The following is a 17,250-nucleotide window of genomic DNA, read 5'->3' as shown; positions in this document are numbered from 1 at the left end:
TACATCCTGACCAAGGAAGAGGGCGGCCGTCACACGCCGTTCTTCACGAACTACCGCCCGCAGTTCTACTTCCGTACGACCGACGTGACCGGCATCGTGCACCTGAAGGAAGGCGTCGAGATGATCATGCCCGGCGACAACGCCGAGCTGGACGTCGAACTGATCACCCCGATCGCGATGGAAGAGAAGCTGCGCTTCGCCATCCGTGAAGGCGGCCGCACCGTCGGCGCCGGCGTGGTGTCCAAGATCGTCGCCTAAGCGATTGATCCGGGTCTTCGGACCCGAACAGTAAGCGTACCGGCCGCTCCTCGGAGCCGCCGCAGTAAAGCGTAACAGAGCGGCCCCCGGAGCGATCCGGGGGCCGTTTCTGCATTCGACCTCAAGCAGCCCGAAGGGGCGGTAGGTAGGCTAACAATGATGCGGCCCCCGGATCGCTCCGGGGGCCGTTTTGCCGTTCGGGCTCGGCGTCGCGCCGGGCGGGTCAGGGTCTAGGGGTTCGGCCGGCCGGTGGCGGGGTCCGTTTCGGTCTGACCGGAGTTGCTGGACCCCTTGGCGCCGTCAGGTTCGGTGGCGGGGCGCGGCGGCTGGCCGGGACGATCCGGCTTCTGGTTTTCGTTTTCGATCTCGCGATCATCGGGGCGGGGGTCAGGCATGGCGTTTCCCTTGTTGAGACAGGAGAACGCCCGGAACGGCGCCAGGGTCCGCCAGCATGAGCGCATGGGCTTTAAACCCTGTCTAAACGGGCCTGATCTAGACTCGGGAAGCGGAATGGAACTTGCTGGCTGTTCGGCTGGAAGGGGAGGCTCATGCCTGGCGTTTTGACTGTCGAAATCCGCAGCCTGGAAAGTCTGACGGCCGCAGAGTGCGCGCAGTGGAATGCCTGGGCCGCCGCCGATCCTGACCTGGCCAGCCCCTATTTTCGCGTCGAGTTCTCTCAGATCGCCGGGCGGATCAGCCCGGACTGCGCGCTGGCTGTCTTCCATCGTGACGGGGCGGTCGTAGGCTATTTCCCGCACCAGAAGCGCGGCGGGACGATCCTGCCGATCGCGGCGCCGATGAATGACTATCATGGCGTGATCGGTCCGAGGGCGGTTCGTCCGTCGCTGGCGGAGACCGCACGTCTGCTGGACGGGCCGCGGTTCAGCGTCAACGGCTGGGTGGGGGAGGCGACCGGGGCGTCGATCAGCGAGAGTTTCCGCACCACGATCCCGGATGAAGGCGGCTATGACGCCTGGTACGCCGCGCGCCGACAGGCCTTCAGCAAATACTTCAAGGACAAGGAGCGGGCGCGTCGCAGCATGGCCGCCGAGTTCGGCCCGGTCGAGGTGCAGATCGGCCTGCGCGACCACGCCCTTCTGGATGACCTGATCGAACGCAAGCGGGATCAGTATCAGCGCACAGGCCGACACGACGTCTTCGCCTGCGGCTGGACGCGGGAGCTGCTTCACGCCCTGATGGCGCACGAGCAGGCCGATTTCGGCGCCTCGTTGGCCGTGCTTCGGGCGGGCGGAAACATCGCCGCGATTGAATATTCCCTGCACGCCGGTCAGAGGTTCCATTTCTGGTTCCCGGTCTATGTCCCGGCGCTGGCGCGGTGCTCGCCGGGCATCATGCTGAGCATGGAGACGATCCGTCTGGGCTCGGAGCTCGGCTATCGCGACTTCGACTACGGTTTCGGCGGCGAGGCCTACAAGCGCTACTTCTGCGATCGGGTTCAGCCCGTGGCCGAGGCGGTCATCCTGAAGCCGGGCCTATCGGCGGTGCTGGGCGGGGCCGGGGCTTCGGTGTTGAGCCTGGCCGGCGGGCGGGGGCTGACCGATAGCGTTCGGCGGCGCTGGAACGTCATCGAGGCCTGTGAAACCAGTCGGGCCGGGCGGTTGAAGGGGGCGGCGCTGGCCGCGCGCGCGGCCCTGTCCAAGGCCGCCAGCCGCGCGACGGCGGCGTCGTAATGAAGGAGATGTCCATGTCCGAGCGTGGCACGCGCTATCCCGGCCCGATCGCGAGGGCGGGGGTCCACCCGCACAGCCTGATCACCCAGGGCTTCGCCGAGGACGCGGCCCTGGCGGGGCTGCTGGACCGCTATCCGGCGGAGCTGTTCGACATCAACCTGTACGACTACGACGACGAGGGGCAGGTTTCGCTGCGCACCGGGGCGCGCGGGCGTCTGGACGGAGGTCAGTTGCTGGAGGCGATCCAGCAGGGACGGCTGTGGGTCAATCTGCGCAACGTCGAGACGGGCTGGCCCGAACTGTGGGAGGCGGCGATGGCCGAGTTCCGTCAGGTGGAGGCCGCCTATCCGGGGCTGAAGGCGGTCAAGAACGGCGGGCAGTTGATCCTGTCGTCGCCCAAGGCGCGGGTGCCCTATCACTTTGACGCGGCGGGGGTGGTGCTGTTCCACCTGCGCGGGCGCAAGCGGATCTTCGTCTATCCGGGCGACGAGGCGCACCTGGCGGAACGCGACATGGAGCAGGTGGTCTCGCGGCAGACGACCGAGGAACTGCCCTACAGGCTGGCGTTCGAGGGCGACGCCCAGATCATCGATCTGGAGCCAGGCCAGGCCCTGACCTGGCCGCTGTATGCGCCGCACCGGGTGGAGAATCTGGATCGGTTCTGCGTCTCCCTGTCGATGGACTTTCAGACCTGGCCGTCGCGGCTGCGCAACGGGGCCCTCTACACCAACGCCGTGCTGCGGAGCCGGGGCGGGGCGCCGCGGCCGACCGACACGATGGGGCAGGGCGAGCTGGCGTTGCGCTGGGCGGCGTCCCTGGGCCTGAAGCGCATGGGCGCCCTGAAGAACAGGATCGCGCATTTTGAACGCCAGTTCGAACCTGAGGTCGGCGTGACCGACGGGGCGGGGGCGCTGAAAGCCTGAGCTGGGGAAGGCGCTTTCTTACAACGACTTCATGACCTCGATTTAAAATGACTTGAGCGCGGCGGCGGCCACCTTGATCCCACATCAGGAGAGGGCCACCGCCATGAAGATCGCCGTTTACGCCGCCGCCTCAGCCGCCGTTCTGGCCGCATTCGCCGCCGCCCAGCCCGCTGCGGCCCAGGAAGCCGAGCTCCGCAATGCGGTCGCCCGCGTCATCGTCATTCCCGAGGACCGCACCGACATCGCCGTCGAGATCACGCCGGGGTCGGCCGATCTGCCGCAGCTGACGGTCGAGCGTCGCGGAGACAAGGTGCGCATCGACGGCGGTCTGGGCCGCCGCCGCAGCGTCATGCAGCTCAGCAATGACAGCATCCGCAGCTGCAACAACGGCCCTGCCAATGGTCGTCAACCGGGAGACGGGGCGACGGTCGAGCTGCGCGGAAAGGGCCGCATTCGTCTGGAGGACGCGCCGCTGGTGGTGCTGCGCACGCCGCGCGCGGTGGATGTCAACTCGGGCAGCGGCGTCTATGGCGCGGTCGGACGCGGCGCGCGGTCGGTGGAACTGGGCGCCGGGGGCTGCGGCGCCTGGACCGTGGCCAATGTCGATGGGCGGCTGGAAATCGGCCTCGGCGGGTCGGGGACGGTGAGGGCCGGGACGTCGCGCTCGCTTGAGGCCTCGGTCGGCGGATCGGGTTCGATCTTCGCCGGGGCGACCGGCGATCTGGAAGCCAATGTCGGCGGCTCGGGCAGCATCGTCGTGGCCAGTGTGAACGGGCCGGCTGATGTGTCGATCGGCGGCTCCGGGGATGTGTCGATCCGGGGCGGTCGCGCAACCTCGCTGGAAGTCGCGGTGGCCGGGTCGGGCAATGTCAGCTTTGACGGCACGGCGGCCAGTCTTGAAGCCTCTATCGCCGGATCGGGCGATGTGCGCGTCGCCGAGGTGACGGGGCCGGTGTCGCGCTCGGTCGTGGGTTCGGGCGAGGTGCATATCGGACGCTGATCCGACAGCCTCGCCACGAGAGAAGGCCCGGGAGCGTGGAACCCCCCGGGCCTTTTTCACGCCTGGACCACAGTGGAACAGCAGACAGGAAAAAGCCCCGGCGGATGGCTCCGCCGGGGCTCTATCATCTCAGCCGCTAAGGGCTGCCAAGGCCTTAGTTGCCCAGCAGAGCCGAGACAGCGTTGTAGCTGCGGCTCAGGTTGGCGCCGGCTTGGTCGCGGGCTTGCAGACCGCCGCCGAAGCTGTAGCGCATGCCGATCTTGAACACGTTGGCGTCGACGTCCAGGTCCGACGACTTGACGTAGTCGTAGCCGCCAAACACCGAGTAGGGCGAGTTGGCGAACTGGTACTCAGCGCCCACGCCAGCCGACCAGGCTTCGATGTCGTCAGCGCCGATGAAGAAGCTGTCAGCGTCAACGCTCGAATAGGCCGCGCCAACGTTCAGGCGCAGTTGCGAGGTGGCGTAGAAGGCTGCGTCGCCGGCCACGGTCCACATGTCGGCGTCAGCAGCCGTGCCGTACTCGACGACGCCGGTCAGGGTGGCGCGGTCCAGGTACTTCTGACCTTCCAGACCGAAGTTGGTCATGGTGGTGTTTCCGAATTCCGAAGCGCCGACGAAGCCGCCGAAGCGCATGTCTTCGATCTTCTTCGACAGGTGCACGGCGCCGGCCAGGGTGGTTTCGTCGCCTTGGCCGTCGATGTCGGTGTAAGCGCCTTCAGCGTTGAAGGTCACGGTCCAGTCGCCGAAGACGGGCGAAGCGACGACGCCGTCGATGACGCCGCGGTTGATGTCCGTGCCTTCGATGTCGGCGTAGTTATAGGCGACGCCGACCGAGCCGACAGCGTCTTGAGCGAAGGCCGGAGCGGCGATCAGGGTCGCGGCGGCGACGGAGGCGAGGAAGACGGTTTTCATTATGATTATCCTTTTTGTCGTACCGCCGGGTTCGCACCACAGCGGAGACGGCCAGATAGGCCCCGTTTCGTCGCTTTGCTGTAACGAACTTGTCATGTTTCAGCGGTTTGGGACCGATGTTGCCTAAGTGTGACGCATTGCGGCATGTTTGCGTCACCACCTGGCGCAGGAATGCGGCAGACCCTTAACGCGGCGGTCATGTGGCCAAGCTTTGGCCCCAGGCGTTAAGGCGCGCGTTCGATCCGACGCGCCTGAGCGCCTATATAGAGTGGCCAGGCGGAGCGAAGGCGATGAGTCGCAAACGCCCGCCACGTCTCGGTTTCCGCGCTTGACGAAAATGGAATCGGCGGGCATAAGCACGCTTCTTGTTGGACCGGCTGTGCACTTTCGGGTGCAGACGCGGTTCGCAGGGACGACCTAAGTTACTGTTCTTTGCAGCATTCTTGGGACTTCAATGGCCTTCGCGGGTATCTGCGTGGGCCAATCGTTTTTGCGGATTTGCGTTCCTTGGGGCTCTGCCCGAGGCTTCGGTCTTTGAAATGGTTCACAGGGACGCGGTTCCGACCGCTTGGGAATAACAACCGATATGGATCAAAGCATCCGCATCAGGCTCAAGGCCTTCGATCATCGCGTCCTCGACTTTTCGACGCGCGAGATCGTCAATACCGCCAAGCGCACCGGGGCGACCGTTCGTGGTCCGATCCCGCTGCCGACCCTGATCGAAAAGTTCACCGTGAACCGCTCGCCGCACGTCGATAAGAAGTCGCGCGAGCAGTTTGAAATCCGCACGCACAAACGCGTGCTCGACATCATCGACCCCACCCCGCAGACCGTGGACGCGCTCATGAAGCTCGACCTGTCCGCTGGCGTGGACGTCGAGATCAAGATTTAAGAAAGAAAGAGGCGGGATCCGACATGCGTACGGGCGTGATCGCCAAGAAACTGGGAATGACGCGCGTCTTCGCTGAAGACGGCGCACATATTCCGGTCACGGTTCTGCAGCTTGATGGCTGTCAGGTCGTGGGTCAGCGCACTCAAGAGCGGGACGGCTACGTCGCCCTGCAACTGGGCGCCGGAACCAAGAAGGCAAAAAACACCAACAAGGCTCAGCGCGAAGTTTTCGCCAAGGCCGAGGTTGAACCTAAGCACTATGTGACCGAATTCCGCGTTGACGCGGAAGGTCTGCTGGACGTGGGCGCCGAACTGTCGGCCGAACACTTCCTGGTGGGTCAAAAGGTCGACATCCAGGGCGAGACCATCGGTAAGGGCTTCGCCGGCGCCATGAAGCGCTGGAACTTCGGCGGTCTTCGCGCCTCGCACGGCGTGTCGGTGTCTCACCGTTCGCACGGTTCGACCGGCCAACGCCAAGATCCGGGCAAGACCTTCAAGGGCAAGAAGATGGCTGGCCATTACGGTCAGGAAGTCGTCACCCAGCAGAACCTCACCGTCGTCCGCGTGGACGCCGAGCGTGGCCTGATCCTGATCAAGGGCGCTGTCCCGGGTCACGACGGCAGCTACGTCAAGGTTCGCGACGCCGTTAAGAAGGCTCGCCCGGCTGACGCTCCCTTCCCGGGCGCCGTCAAGTCGGCCAAGGCTGCTCAACCCGCCTCGACCCCGGCTGAAACGCCGGCCGTTGAAGCGACCGAAGGCGGTGAAGCGTAATGAAACTCTCTGTCATCAAGCTCGACGGCAAGGCTGCCGGCGACGTGGAACTGTCGGATGCCGTCTTCGGCATCTCCGACATCCGCGGCGACCTGCTGGCCCGTTACGTCAACTGGCAACTGGCCAAGCGCCGCGCTGGTACGCACAAGGTTCAGACCCGCAACGAGAACTCTCGTACGGGTAAGAAGATGTACAAGCAGAAGGGCACCGGCGGCGCTCGTCACGGTTCGCGCCGTGCTCCGCAGTTCGTCGGCGGTTCGCGCGCCTTTGGCCCGGTCGTTCGCGACCACGGCTACTCGCTGCCCAAGAAGGTCCGCGCCCTGGCTCTGCGTCATGCGCTGAGCTCGAAGCTGAAGGCCGGCGATCTGATCGTCGTCGACAGCGTGTCGGTCAAGGAAGCCAAGACGGCCTCGCTGCGCGAGACCTTCGGCAAACTCGGCTGGACCAAGGCTCTGATCATCGCTGGACCGGAAGTCGAAACCAACTTCGGCCTGGCCGCTCGCAACATCCCGAACATCGACGTGCTGCCGAACGCCGGCCTGAACGTCTATGACATCCTTCGGGCTGACAAACTGGTGCTGACCAAGGCCGCCGTTGAGGCGATCGAGGCGCGCTTCGCTGAGAAGGAAGCCGCATAATGGCCGCCGCTCAACCCACCGCCAAACACTACGACACCATCCTGGCTCCGATCATCGCGGAAAAAGCCACGATCCTGTCGGAGCAGAACAAGGTTGTGTTCCGCGTCGCCGGCACGGCGACCAAGGACGAGATCGCTGCTGCGGTCGAAAGCCTGTTCAAAGTCAACGTCCTCAAGGTCAACACCCTGGTTCAAAAGGGCAAGACCAAGCGCTTCCGGGGCATCCTGGGCCGTCGCGTGGACATCAAAAAAGCAATCGTGACGCTGGCCGATGGTCAGTCGATCGACGTGACGACGGGGCTCTAATCAGATGGCTCTGAAGCATTACAATCCGACGTCGCCGGGCCGCCGCGCCCTGGTGCTGGTCGACCGGTCCGAGCTCCACAAGGGCCGTCCCGAGAAGTCGCTGACCGAAGGCCTGACGAAGTCCGGCGGTCGTGGCGCAGGTGGTCGTATCGCTGTTCGCTTCCGCGGCGGCGGCGCGAAGACCCTGTACCGCAAGATCGACTTCAAGCGTCGCAAGTTCGACGCCATCGGTACGGTCGAGCGTCTGGAATATGACCCGAACCGCACGGCCTTCATCGCTCTGGTGACCTACGCCGACGGCGAGAAGACCTACATCATCGCGCCGCAACGCCTTAAGGCCGGCGACACGGTGATCTCGGGCGAAAAGACCGACGTGAAGCCGGGCAACGCTATGCCGCTTCGTTCGATGCCGGTGGGTACGATCATCCACAACATCGAAATGAAGCCGGGCAAGGGCGCTCAGCTGGCCCGTTCGGCCGGCGCCTATGCTCAGCTGGTCGGCCGCGATCAGGGCTACGCCCAGATCCGCCTCGGCTCGGGCGAGCTGCGCATGGTTCTGGACGGCTGCATGGCCACGGTGGGCGCGGTTTCGAACCCCGACCACATGAACCAGAACCTCGGCAAGGCCGGTCGCGTTCGTCACATGGGCTGGCGTCCGCACGTTCGCGGCGTCGCCATGAACCCGATCGACCACCCGCATGGTGGTGGTGAAGGCCGGACCTCTGGTGGTCGTACCCCGGTTACGCCGTGGGGCAAGGACACCAAGGGCACCCGCACCCGCAAGAACAAGGCTACGGACAAGTACATCATCCGTACCCGTCACGTTAAGAAGGCTCGCTAAGAATGGCCCGCTCCTCCTGGAAAGGCCCGTTTGTCGACGGGTATCTGCTCAAGAAGGCCGACGCCGTTCAAACGTCGGGCCGCAAGGATGTGATCAAGACCTGGTCGCGTCGTTCCACCATCCTGCCGCAGTTTGTCGGTCTGACCTTCGGCGTCCACAACGGCCAAAAGCACGTGCCGGTGATGGTCAACGAAGACATGGTCGGCATGAAGTTTGGCGAGTTCGCCCCGACCCGGTCGTTCCCGGGTCACGCGGCGGACAAGAAGGCCAAAAGGAAGTAACTGATGGCCAAGTCCAACAACCCCCGCCGCGTCGGCGCCACCGAGGCTCGCGCCAAGCTGGTCAACGTTCGCATCAGCCCTCAAAAGCTGAACCTGGTCGCCGCTTCGATCCGCGGTCTGCCGGTTCAGAAGGCGCTGAACGAGCTTGAATTCAGCCGCAAGCGCATCGCCACCGACGTCCGCAAGGTTCTGTATTCGGCCGTTTCGAACGCCGAAAACAACCACAACCTCGACATCGACAACCTGGTCGTCGCCGAGGCCTTCGTGGGCAAGAACCTGGTGATGAAGCGCTTCGCGAGCCGCGCTCGTGGTCGCTCTTCGCGCATCCTGAAACCGTTCAGCGAGATCACGATCGTGGTCCGTGAAGCCGGCGAGGCCGCCTGATGGGACAGAAAATCAATCCGGTCGGTCTGCGCCTCGGCGTAAACCGCACGTGGGACAGCCGCTGGTTCGCCGGCGGCGCCGACTACGCCCGCCTGCTGCACCAGGACCTGAAGCTGCGCACGTGGCTGAAGGAACGCCTGCTCGCCGCCGGCGTCTCGCGCATCATCATCGAGCGTCCGCACAAGAAGTGCCGCGTGACGATCTATGCCGCCCGTCCGGGCGTCGTGATCGGCAAGAAGGGCGCTGACATCGAGAAGCTCCGTAAGGACATCTCGGCGCGCACCGAAGGCGAAGTTCACCTGAATATCGTCGAAGTCCGCAAGCCGGAAACCGACGCGCAGCTGATCGCTGAAAACATCGCGCAACAGCTGGAGCGCCGTATCGCGTTCCGTCGCGCCATGAAGCGTTCGATGCAGTCGGCGATGCGCCTGGGCGCCAAGGGCGTTCGGATCAACGTCGCCGGTCGTCTGGGCGGTGCAGAAATCGCTCGTATGGAATGGTACCGCGAAGGTCGCGTGCCGCTTCACACCCTGCGCGCCGACATCGACTATGGCTTCTATGAAGCCAAGACGACCTACGGCATCATTGGCGTGAAGGTCTGGGTCTTCAAGGGTGAAGTGCTCGAGCACGATCCCATGGCTCAGGACAAGCGTTGGGCCCTGGAAGCCTCGGGTCCGTCGTCCAACGAAGGCCGTGGCGGCCCCCGCGGTGACCGCGGTCCGCGCCGTGGTCGTGAGGGCTGATAGGTCATGTTGCAACCTAAAAAGACCAAGTACCGCAAGGCCTTCAAGGGCCGCATCCATGGCTCGGCCAAGGGTGGTTTCTCGCTGAACTTCGGCTCCTACGGCCTGAAGACGGTGGAACCCGAGCGCATCACCGCGCGCCAGATCGAAGCGGCTCGCCGCGCGATCACGCGTCAGATGAAGCGTCAGGGCCGCGTCTGGATCCGGGTCTTCCCGGATCTGCCCGTCACGGGCAAGCCGGCTGAAGTCCGGATGGGTAAGGGCAAGGGCGCCGTGGACCATTGGGCCGCACGCTGCCACCCGGGCCGCATCCTGTTCGAAATCGACGGCGTGCCGGACGATGTGGCTCGCGAAGCCCTGCGCCTCGGCGCGGCCAAGCTGCCGGTCCGCACCAAGGTGGTCACCCGCCTTGACGCCGGCATCGCTCATCTTGAGGAAGCGGCATGACCAAGATCGCCGATCTTCGGGGTCAAACCCCCGACCAACTGGCCGACGAGCTGCTGAAGCTCAAGAAGGAACAGTTCAACCTGCGCTTCCAGGCCGCTACCGGTCAGATGGAAAAGACTCACCGCGTTGGTGAAGTCCGCAAAGATATCGCTCGCATCTCCACGCTTCTGCGTGAGAAGCGCGCAGCGGTTTAAGGAAACACCTATGCCCAAACGTATTCTTGAAGGCGTGGTCGTGTCCGACAAGGGCGACAAGACGGTCGTTGTGAAGGTCGAGCGCACCCTGCTGCACCCGGTCCTGAAAAAGATCGTCCGTCTGTCCAAAAAGTACCACGCTCACGATGAGGGCAATGCTCTCAAAGTCGGCGACGTCGCACGCATCGTCGAGTGCGCCCCCAAGTCCAAGCTGAAGCGTTGGGAAGTCGTTTCCCCCGCCTCGGCTTCCTAAAGAAAAGGATCGGATCCTATGATCCAGATGCAAACTAACCTGGAGGTCGCCGATAATTCGGGCGCTCGCCGGGTCATGTGCATCAAGGTGTTGGGCGGCTCCAAGCGCCGCTACGCCTCGGTGGGCGACACTATTGTCGCCTCGGTGAAGGAAGCTATTCCTCGCGGCCGCGTGAAGAAGGGCGACGTTGTTCGCGCTATCGTCGTGCGCACCGCCAAGGACATCCAGCGCAAGGACGGCTCGGTCATTCGTTTTGACAAGTCGGCCGCCGTCATCGTCAACAAGCAAAACGAGCCGGTCGGCACGCGGATCTTTGGCCCTGTTCCTCGTGAACTGCGCGCCAAGAACCACATGAAGATCATCTCGCTGGCTCCGGAGGTCCTGTAATATGGCCGCCAAGATCAAGAAGGGCGACAAAGTCGTCGTCCTGGCCGGCAAGGACAAGGGACGCACCGGCCAGGTGCTGAAGGTTCTGCCGACCGAAAACCGCGTCGTCGTGCAAGGCGTCAACATGGTTCAGCGCCACACGCGCCCGAGCCAGGCTGACCCGCAAGGCGGCATCAAGCACAAAGAAGCCTCGCTTCACCTGTCGAACGTCGCTGTCGCCGACGCCAACGGCAAGGCGACCCGCGTCGGCTTCAAGGTCGAAGGCGACGCCAAGGTTCGCTTCGCCAAGACCACGGGAGACGTCATCTAATGGCTGACACCAAGTACACGCCGCGTCTCAAGACCGAATATCAGGACCGCATCCGCGCCGTCCTGAAAGAGCAGTTCGGTTACACCAACGAGATGCAGGTCCCCAAGCTGGACAAGATCGTCCTGAACATGGGTATCGGTGAAGCTGTCGCTGACTCCAAGAAGGCCAACACGGCCCTCAAGGATCTGACGGCCATCGCCGGCCAGAAGGCCGTGCCGACCAAGGCTCGTAACTCCATCGCCGGCTTCAAGCTGCGTGAAGGCATGGTCATCGGCGGCAAGGTTACGCTGCGCGGCGCCCAGATGTACGAGTTCCTGGACCGGTTCATCACGATCGCGCTGCCGCGCGTGAAGGATTTCCGCGGCCTGAAGGGTACCTCGTTCGACGGTCGCGGCAACTACGCCACGGGTCTGAAGGAGCACATCGTGTTCCCGGAGATCAACTACGACCAGATCGACCAGATGTGGGGCATGGACATCGTTGTCTGCACCACGGCCAAGACCGATGCGGAAGCCAAGGCTCTCCTCACCGAGTTCAAGTTCCCGTTCGTGAAGAACTGAGCGGGAAGGGAAGAGAACAATGGCTAAGAAAAGCGCCGTAAACCGTAACGAAGCCGTCAAGGCTCTGGTTGCGAAGTATGCCGCAAAGCGGGCTGCCCTCAAGGCGACCGCCAACGACGAGAGCCTGCCGCTGGAAGAGCGTTTCGACGCTCGTCTGAAGCTGGCTGAGCTGCCGCGCAACTCGGCCCCGTCGCGCATCCGCAACCGCTGCGAAGTGACGGGCCGTCCGCGGGCCTTCTACCGCAAGCTGAAGATGAGCCGGATCGCCATGCGCGAACTGGGCAACCTGGGGCAGATCCCCGGCCTGACCAAGTCGAGCTGGTAAGGGGAGCGAACAGATATGATGATCAACGATCCCCTGAGCGACATGATCGCTCGCATCAAGAACGCCGCGACCCGCAAGCGTTCCAAGGTGCTGACCCCGGCCTCGCGTCTGCGCCAGCGCGTCCTGGACGTGCTGCAGGACGAAGGCTACATCCGCGGCTATTCGCTGGTTCAAAACCCCGGCGAATTCCCGCAGTTCGAGATCGAGCTGAAGTACTTCGACGGCCAGCCGGTGATCGCTGAGATCGCCCGCGTGTCGAAGCCTGGCCGCCGCGTTTACTCGGCCATCAACGATCTGAAGCCGATCAAGAACGGCCTCGGCATCTCGATCCTTTCGACTTCGAAAGGCGTCATGTCTGACGCCAACGCCCGCGACGCTAACGTCGGCGGCGAAGTCCTCTGCAGGGTCTACTGATATGTCCCGTATTGGCAAGAAAACCGTTGCTCTGCCGAAGGGCGTGACTGTCACGCTCAACGGTCAGACCGTCTCCGTGAAGGGTCCCAAGGGCGAGAGCTCCTGGACCGTCGCCGACGAAATCGAAGTCACCCAGGGCGAAGAGGGTCTGACCCTCGCGCCGCGTATGGACACGCCTCGCGCTCGCGCGATGTGGGGTCTGTCGCGCACCCTGGTCGACAACATGGTTGTCGGCGTCACCGAGGGCTTCGAAAAGACCCTGGAACTGGTCGGCGTGGGTTACCGCGCCGCCCTGAAGGGCCAATCGCTGTCGCTGCAACTCGGCTTCTCGCATGAAGTCGACATCGCGCCGCCGGCCGGCGTCACCTTCGTCGTGCCCAAGCAGACCGAGATCAAGATCCAAGGTTCTGACAAGCAAGTCGTTGGCGAAATCGCCGCCGTGATCCGCAAGCTGCGTCCGCCGGAGCCCTACAAGGGCAAGGGCGTGCGTTATTCGGGCGAGAAGGTCCGGCGCAAGGAAGGCAAGAAGAAGTAAGTCATGGCTCTTTCTCTGCAACAACAAGCCAAGCGCCGCGCCGAACGCAACCGTCGTCGCCTCAAGGCTGTCGCCAACGGTCGTCTGCGTCTGTCGGTCTTCCGTTCGGACAAGAACATCTCGGTTCAGATCATCGACGACGCCCAGGGCGTCACGGTGGCCGCTGCCTCGTCGCTGGAAGGCGGCAAGGGTTCCAAGGGTTCGAACGTCGCCGCTGCAGCCGCCATTGGCAAGCTGATCGCCGAACGCGCCATCGAGAAGGGCGTCAAGGACGTCGTCTTCGACCGCGGCGGCTACATCTATCACGGCCGCGTCAAGGCGCTGGCGGAGGCCGCGCGTGAAGCCGGCCTGAACTTCTAAGGGATCGGGAAGCATGGCTCGTGAACCCCAACGCGGACAAGGTGGTCAGAACCGCGACCGCCGCGACCGTAACGCTCCCGCTGTCGACGGTCCGGATTCGGACATCGTCGAAAAGCTGGTGCACATCAACCGCGTCGCCGCCACCGTTAAGGGCGGACGTCGTTTCTCGTTCGCAGCCCTGATGGTTGTTGGCGACGGCAAAGGCCGGGTCGGCTTCGGTCATGGCAAGGCGCGTGAAGTGCCGGAAGCCATCCGCAAGGCGACTGAAGAAGCCAAGAAGACCATGATCCGCGTGCCTCTTCGTGAGAACCGCACCCTGCACCACGACGGCAACGGCCGTTGGGGCGCCGGCAAGATCATGATGCGCGCTGCCCCTCCCGGCACGGGCGTCATCGCCGGCGGTCCGATGCGTGCGGTCCTCGAAACCCTCGGCGTCCAGGACGTCGTCGGCAAGTCGACCGGCTCGTCGAACCCGTACAACATGATCCGCGCGACCTTCGAAGCTCTGAAGGTTCAATCGTCGCCGCGTCAGGTTGCTGCAAAGCGTGGCAAGAAGGTCGCTGACCTGATGGGCCGCCGCAACGACGGCGCTTCGGCGCCTGAAGCAGTCGAGGGCTGATAGACATGGCGAAGAACGAAAAAGCCACCGTCACGGTTCGCCAGACGGCCAGCCCGATTCGCCGCAAGGCTGATCAGCGCGCCACTCTGTCGGGCCTGGGTCTGAACCGCATCGGCCGTGAGTCGACGCTGGAGGACACCCCCTCGGTCCGTGGGATGATCGCCAAGGTCGCCCACATGGTCGAAGTGGTCGAAAAATAAGCAGTTGCGCCCTTCCTCGTTCGCGGGGGAGGGCGTTTCTCTTTTGAAGAAGCATCTTGCGATGCTGCGTCGGGCCGCCTAGAAGCGGCCCTTCAATTTATCCAACGCCGAGTCAGGCGCGATCGCTCTGATCGACCTGGCGCTAGCACCCGAAAGGATCAGGCATATGAAACTGAACGAAATTCGCGACAACGAAGGCGCACACAAGAAGCGTATGCGCGTCGGCCGCGGCCCGGGTTCGGGCAAGGGCAAGACCGCCGGTCGCGGCGTCAAGGGTCAGAAGTCGCGTTCGGGCGTCGCCATCGGCGGCTTCGAAGGCGGTCAAATGCCGCTGTACATGCGTATGCCCAAGCGCGGCTTCAACAACGCCAACGCTCTGAAGCTGGCCGAAGTGAACCTGTGGCGCGTGCAGGACGCCATCGACGCCGGCAAGCTGGACGCCAAGGCTGAGATCAACGGCGCCGCCCTGGTGGCCGCCGGCGTGATCCGTCGCGTCAAGGACGGCGTGCGCGTCCTGGGTGAAGGCGAACTGAAGGCCAAGCTGAACCTGGTCGTGTGGTCGGCCTCGGCCGGCGCCATCAAGGCCATCGAAGCCGCCGGCGGTTCGGTCGAGCAACAGCGCATCGCCGCTGAAGCCAAGGCTGCTGCTCGCGTCGCCAAGCGCGAAGCCGCCAAGGGCAAGGTCCCGCCGGCCAAGACCCCGCTGGGCGACGCCAACAAGATCTCGGCCCGCGCCAAGCGCGCCGCGGCCAAGGCCTAAATCGATATCGTCATCCCGTGCGAGCGCTGCTGATGCGGCGTTCGCCGGGATTGTCCGCACCGGGATGACGAAATTCATGAAAGCGGCCCTCGCAAGACGGCCGCTTTCCGCCTATCTGACGACGGGCATAGTCGTGGGGACCGCCTAATGGCTTCGGCCGCTGAACAACTCGCCGCCAATATGAACATGGGCTCGTTCGCGAAAGCGACCGAGCTGCACAAACGCCTGCTGTTCACGCTGGGCGCGCTGCTGGTCTATCGGATCGGCACCTATGTTCCGATTCCGGGCATTAATTCCGAGGCCTTCCTGGCCTTCTTCCAGAACCCTGATGGCCAGCGCGGCATCCTGGACATGTTCAACATGTTCTCGGGCGGCGCGGTCGAGCGTATGGCCGTCTTCGCGTTGAACGTGATGCCGTACATCTCGGCCTCGATCATCGTGCAGCTGATGGGTGCGGTGTATCCGCCCTGGGAGAAGCTGAAGAAGGAAGGCGGCGAAAGCGGCCGCAAGCAGCTGAACCAGTACACCCGTTACCTGACGGTGTTCCTGGCCCTGGCCCAGTCCTTCGGCATCGCCGCAGGCCTGAACGCACAGGCCGGTCTGATCGACCAGCCTGGAATTTTCTTCATCATTTCGACGGTCACGACCCTGACCGGCGGCACCATGTTCCTGATGTGGCTGGGTGAGCAGGTGACGGCGCGCGGCGTCGGCAACGGCATCTCGCTGATCATCTTCGCCGGCATCGTGGCGGTTCTGCCGTCCACCGTGGCCCGTCTGCTGGGCCTGGCCCAACAGGGTCAGATGTCGGTCTTCGCCCTGCTGTTCATCGCCGTCCTGGCTGTGGCGACCATCGTCTTCATCGTCTTCATGGAACGCGCCCAGCGCCGTCTTCTGATCCAGTATCCGAAGCGCCAGGAAGGCAACCGGATGACGGGCGGCGAACGCTCCTTCCTGCCGCTGAAGGTCAACACCGCCGGCGTCATTCCGGCCATCTTCGCCTCGTCGCTGCTGATGCTGCCGACAACGGTGGCCACCTTTACCGCCCAGGCCAACCTGCCCGAGTGGATGAGCTGGCTGCCGCTGGTCACGGCGCAGCTGACGCACGGCCAGCCGCTGTTCATGATCCTGTATGCGATCCTGATCGTCTTCTTCTGCTTCTTCTACACCTCGATCACCTTCAACCCCGAGGACACGGCGGAGAACCTGCGCAAGTACGGCGGCTTCCTGCCGGGCATCCGTCCGGGCAAGCGTACGGCCGAGTATCTGGACTATGTCCTGACGCGCCTGACGGTGATCGGCGCCGCCTATATCACCGCCGTCTGCCTGCTGCCCGAGTTCCTGGTCAGCAGCATGGGCAACAGCCTCTACTTTGGCGGTACGTCGATCCTGATCGTCGTGTCGGTGACGATGGACACGGTGGCCCAGATCCAGTCCCAACTGCTGGCGCACCAGTACGAAGGTCTGATCAAGAAGGCCAAGTTGCGTGGCCGTGGCGGTCGGGGCGGCAGCGCCCCCGCCCGTCGCTGATAATCGGGTAGGGGAGCCCGCAAGATGAATCTGATCCTGTTCGGGCCGCCCGCGGCCGGCAAGGGTACGCAAGCCAAGCGTCTGGTTGAAGAGCGGGGCATGATCCAGCTCTCGACCGGCGACATGCTTCGCGCCGCGATCGCCTCCGGCTCGGAGCTGGGCCTCAAGGTCAAGGACGTGCTGGCGCGCGGCGACCTCGTCACCGACGAGATCGTCATCGCCCTGATCGAAGACCGCCTGCCGGAGGCCGAGGCCGCCGGCGGCGCCATCTTCGACGGCTTCCCGCGCAATGTGGCCCAGGCCGAGGCTCTGGACGCCATGCTGGCCAAGCGCGGCGCCCAGATCGACCGCGTCGTCCGCCTCAAGGTCGACGACCAGGCCCTGACCGACCGGATCGCCAAGCGCTTCGCCGAACAGGGCCGTGCAGACGACAATCCCGAAACCTTCAAGGATCGTCTGACCGTCTATAATCGCCAGACCGCCCCGCTGCTTCCCTACTATGAAGCCCAGGGCAAGCTGACCGAGATCGACGGCATGGGCGACATCGCGTCGGTCGCCGCCGCCATCGACGGCGCACTGGCCTAGGCTGTTCCTGATCTGAAGCGGAGGTTCGGGCGTTAGACGTCAGGGTATCCGCTTCAAGGGACGCAAATGAGCAGCCGATCGTCGCCTCGTAACGTCAAATTCGTCAGGGCGGGCGTGGCGGCGGGCGTCGGGGTG

General features: G+C 64.1%; 27 protein-coding genes and 2 pseudogenes. 27 read left to right on the top strand and 2 right to left on the bottom strand.

Features of this window, described 5'->3' with window-relative positions; all coding sequences use genetic code 11:
• Window positions 1-258, top strand: a pseudogene (gene tuf, locus HX774_RS11790) (elongation factor Tu); the annotation flags it as partial.
• 230 nt (window positions 259-488) lie between these two features.
• On the opposite strand, the gene HX774_RS11785 reads toward tuf, so the two are convergent.
• On the bottom strand, window positions 489-653 hold the full coding sequence (locus tag HX774_RS11785) for a hypothetical protein (protein ID WP_178826989.1): 165 nt from the start codon (window positions 651-653) through the stop codon (window positions 489-491).
• A gap of 153 nt (window positions 654-806) precedes the next feature.
• Between HX774_RS11785 and HX774_RS11780 the strand changes: the two genes are divergently transcribed.
• The 3 genes from HX774_RS11780 (at window position 807) to HX774_RS11770 (ending at window position 3,872) form a co-directional block, all read left to right on the top strand.
• Window positions 807-1,949 carry a GNAT family N-acetyltransferase gene (locus HX774_RS11780; protein ID WP_178826987.1) on the top strand — a complete coding sequence of 381 codons (1,143 nt, stop codon included), beginning with the start codon at window positions 807-809 and terminating at the stop codon, window positions 1,947-1,949.
• 14 nt (window positions 1,950-1,963) lie between these two features.
• On the top strand, window positions 1,964-2,872 hold the full coding sequence (locus HX774_RS11775) for a cupin-like domain-containing protein (protein ID WP_178826985.1): 909 nt from the start codon (window positions 1,964-1,966) through the stop codon (window positions 2,870-2,872).
• A 103-nt stretch (window positions 2,873-2,975) separates the two neighbouring features.
• Entirely contained in the window at window positions 2,976-3,872 is an 897-nt protein-coding gene (locus tag HX774_RS11770) for a GIN domain-containing protein (RefSeq protein WP_178826983.1), read from the top strand.
• Window positions 3,873-4,026: 154 nt separating this feature from the next.
• On the opposite strand, the gene HX774_RS11765 is transcribed toward HX774_RS11770, so the two are convergent.
• Window positions 4,027-4,785, bottom strand: a complete 759-nt coding sequence (locus HX774_RS11765; RefSeq protein WP_178826981.1) for an outer membrane protein — start codon at window positions 4,783-4,785, stop codon at window positions 4,027-4,029.
• 586 nt (window positions 4,786-5,371) lie between these two features.
• Between HX774_RS11765 and rpsJ the strand changes: the two genes are divergently transcribed.
• The 23 genes and pseudogenes from rpsJ to HX774_RS11650 all read left to right on the top strand — a co-directional run bounded on the left by rpsJ (window position 5,372) and on the right by HX774_RS11650 (window position 17,115).
• Entirely contained in the window at window positions 5,372-5,677 is a 306-nt protein-coding gene (gene rpsJ / locus HX774_RS11760) for a 30S ribosomal protein S10 (RefSeq protein WP_105563630.1), read from the top strand.
• Window positions 5,678-5,700: 23 nt separating this feature from the next.
• Window positions 5,701-6,447 (top strand): 50S ribosomal protein L3, encoded by a 747-nt coding sequence (rplC, locus tag HX774_RS11755; protein WP_114818618.1) that lies wholly within the window; start codon window positions 5,701-5,703, stop codon window positions 6,445-6,447.
• Window positions 6,447-7,085 carry a 50S ribosomal protein L4 gene (gene rplD, locus HX774_RS11750; protein ID WP_178826979.1) on the top strand — a complete coding sequence of 213 codons (639 nt, stop codon included), beginning with the start codon at window positions 6,447-6,449 and terminating at the stop codon, window positions 7,083-7,085. The genes rplC and rplD overlap by 1 nt, the downstream gene beginning before the upstream one ends.
• Window positions 7,085-7,390, top strand: a complete 306-nt coding sequence (locus tag HX774_RS11745) for a 50S ribosomal protein L23 (RefSeq protein ID WP_178826977.1) — start codon at window positions 7,085-7,087, stop codon at window positions 7,388-7,390. The genes rplD and HX774_RS11745 overlap by 1 nt, the downstream gene beginning before the upstream one ends.
• Window positions 7,391-7,394: 4 nt before the next feature.
• A complete protein-coding gene (gene rplB, locus HX774_RS11740; RefSeq protein ID WP_114818616.1) occupies window positions 7,395-8,231 on the top strand; it encodes a 50S ribosomal protein L2 in 837 nt (278 codons plus the stop codon).
• A 2-nt stretch (window positions 8,232-8,233) separates the two neighbouring features.
• A complete protein-coding gene (gene rpsS, locus HX774_RS11735) occupies window positions 8,234-8,512 on the top strand; it encodes a 30S ribosomal protein S19 (RefSeq protein ID WP_105563635.1) in 279 nt (92 codons plus the stop codon).
• 3 nt (window positions 8,513-8,515) lie between these two features.
• Entirely contained in the window at window positions 8,516-8,896 is a 381-nt protein-coding gene (rplV, locus tag HX774_RS11730; protein WP_105563636.1) for a 50S ribosomal protein L22, read from the top strand.
• Window positions 8,896-9,639 (top strand): 30S ribosomal protein S3, encoded by a 744-nt coding sequence (rpsC, locus tag HX774_RS11725; protein ID WP_114818615.1) that lies wholly within the window; start codon window positions 8,896-8,898, stop codon window positions 9,637-9,639. Before rplV ends, rpsC begins: the two co-directional genes overlap by 1 nt.
• A gap of 6 nt (window positions 9,640-9,645) precedes the next feature.
• Window positions 9,646-10,086: a 50S ribosomal protein L16 gene (rplP, locus tag HX774_RS11720; protein ID WP_105563638.1), complete on the top strand. Its 441-nt coding sequence runs from the start codon at window positions 9,646-9,648 to the stop codon at window positions 10,084-10,086.
• A complete protein-coding gene (gene rpmC / locus HX774_RS11715) occupies window positions 10,083-10,280 on the top strand; it encodes a 50S ribosomal protein L29 (RefSeq protein WP_105563639.1) in 198 nt (65 codons plus the stop codon). The genes rplP and rpmC overlap by 4 nt, the downstream gene beginning before the upstream one ends.
• Window positions 10,281-10,290: 10 nt before the next feature.
• Window positions 10,291-10,533, top strand: coding sequence for a 30S ribosomal protein S17 (rpsQ, locus tag HX774_RS11710; protein ID WP_105563640.1), 243 nt, complete (start codon window positions 10,291-10,293; stop codon window positions 10,531-10,533).
• 18 nt (window positions 10,534-10,551) lie between these two features.
• Window positions 10,552-10,920, top strand: a complete 369-nt coding sequence (gene rplN, locus HX774_RS11705) for a 50S ribosomal protein L14 (protein ID WP_021698481.1) — start codon at window positions 10,552-10,554, stop codon at window positions 10,918-10,920.
• A gap of 1 nt (window position 10,921) precedes the next feature.
• Window positions 10,922-11,230 (top strand): 50S ribosomal protein L24, encoded by a 309-nt coding sequence (rplX, locus tag HX774_RS11700; protein WP_114818614.1) that lies wholly within the window; start codon window positions 10,922-10,924, stop codon window positions 11,228-11,230.
• On the top strand, window positions 11,230-11,790 hold the full coding sequence (rplE, locus tag HX774_RS11695) for a 50S ribosomal protein L5 (RefSeq protein ID WP_114818613.1): 561 nt from the start codon (window positions 11,230-11,232) through the stop codon (window positions 11,788-11,790). The genes rplX and rplE overlap by 1 nt, the downstream gene beginning before the upstream one ends.
• Before the next feature lie 19 nt (window positions 11,791-11,809).
• On the top strand, window positions 11,810-12,115 hold the full coding sequence (gene rpsN / locus HX774_RS11690; protein ID WP_105563643.1) for a 30S ribosomal protein S14: 306 nt from the start codon (window positions 11,810-11,812) through the stop codon (window positions 12,113-12,115).
• Window positions 12,116-12,130: 15 nt separating this feature from the next.
• Window positions 12,131-12,529: a 30S ribosomal protein S8 gene (gene rpsH / locus HX774_RS11685; protein ID WP_114818612.1), complete on the top strand. Its 399-nt coding sequence runs from the start codon at window positions 12,131-12,133 to the stop codon at window positions 12,527-12,529.
• A 1-nt stretch (window position 12,530) separates the two neighbouring features.
• A complete protein-coding gene (gene rplF, locus HX774_RS11680; protein WP_114818611.1) occupies window positions 12,531-13,064 on the top strand; it encodes a 50S ribosomal protein L6 in 534 nt (177 codons plus the stop codon).
• A gap of 3 nt (window positions 13,065-13,067) precedes the next feature.
• Entirely contained in the window at window positions 13,068-13,424 is a 357-nt protein-coding gene (gene rplR / locus HX774_RS11675; RefSeq protein ID WP_114818610.1) for a 50S ribosomal protein L18, read from the top strand.
• A 13-nt stretch (window positions 13,425-13,437) separates the two neighbouring features.
• On the top strand, window positions 13,438-14,043 hold the full coding sequence (rpsE, locus tag HX774_RS11670; protein WP_105563647.1) for a 30S ribosomal protein S5: 606 nt from the start codon (window positions 13,438-13,440) through the stop codon (window positions 14,041-14,043).
• 5 nt (window positions 14,044-14,048) lie between these two features.
• Complete coding sequence (gene rpmD, locus HX774_RS11665; protein WP_114818609.1) at window positions 14,049-14,243, top strand: 50S ribosomal protein L30; 195 nt, start codon at window positions 14,049-14,051, stop codon at window positions 14,241-14,243.
• 166 nt (window positions 14,244-14,409) lie between these two features.
• A pseudogene (rplO, locus tag HX774_RS11660) lies at window positions 14,410-14,871 on the top strand (50S ribosomal protein L15); the annotation flags it as partial.
• Window positions 14,872-15,150: 279 nt separating this feature from the next.
• On the top strand, window positions 15,151-16,530 hold the full coding sequence (gene secY / locus HX774_RS11655) for a preprotein translocase subunit SecY (protein WP_114818607.1): 1,380 nt from the start codon (window positions 15,151-15,153) through the stop codon (window positions 16,528-16,530).
• A 24-nt stretch (window positions 16,531-16,554) separates the two neighbouring features.
• On the top strand, window positions 16,555-17,115 hold the full coding sequence (locus HX774_RS11650) for an adenylate kinase (RefSeq protein WP_178826975.1): 561 nt from the start codon (window positions 16,555-16,557) through the stop codon (window positions 17,113-17,115).
• The last annotated feature ends 135 nt before the right edge of the window (window positions 17,116-17,250 follow it).

This window comes from Brevundimonas sp. P7753 (assembly GCF_013386595.1).
Taxonomy (GTDB): Bacteria; Pseudomonadota; Alphaproteobacteria; order Caulobacterales; family Caulobacteraceae; genus Brevundimonas; species Brevundimonas bullata.
This window is presented reverse-complemented; position numbering and strand designations above follow the sequence as displayed.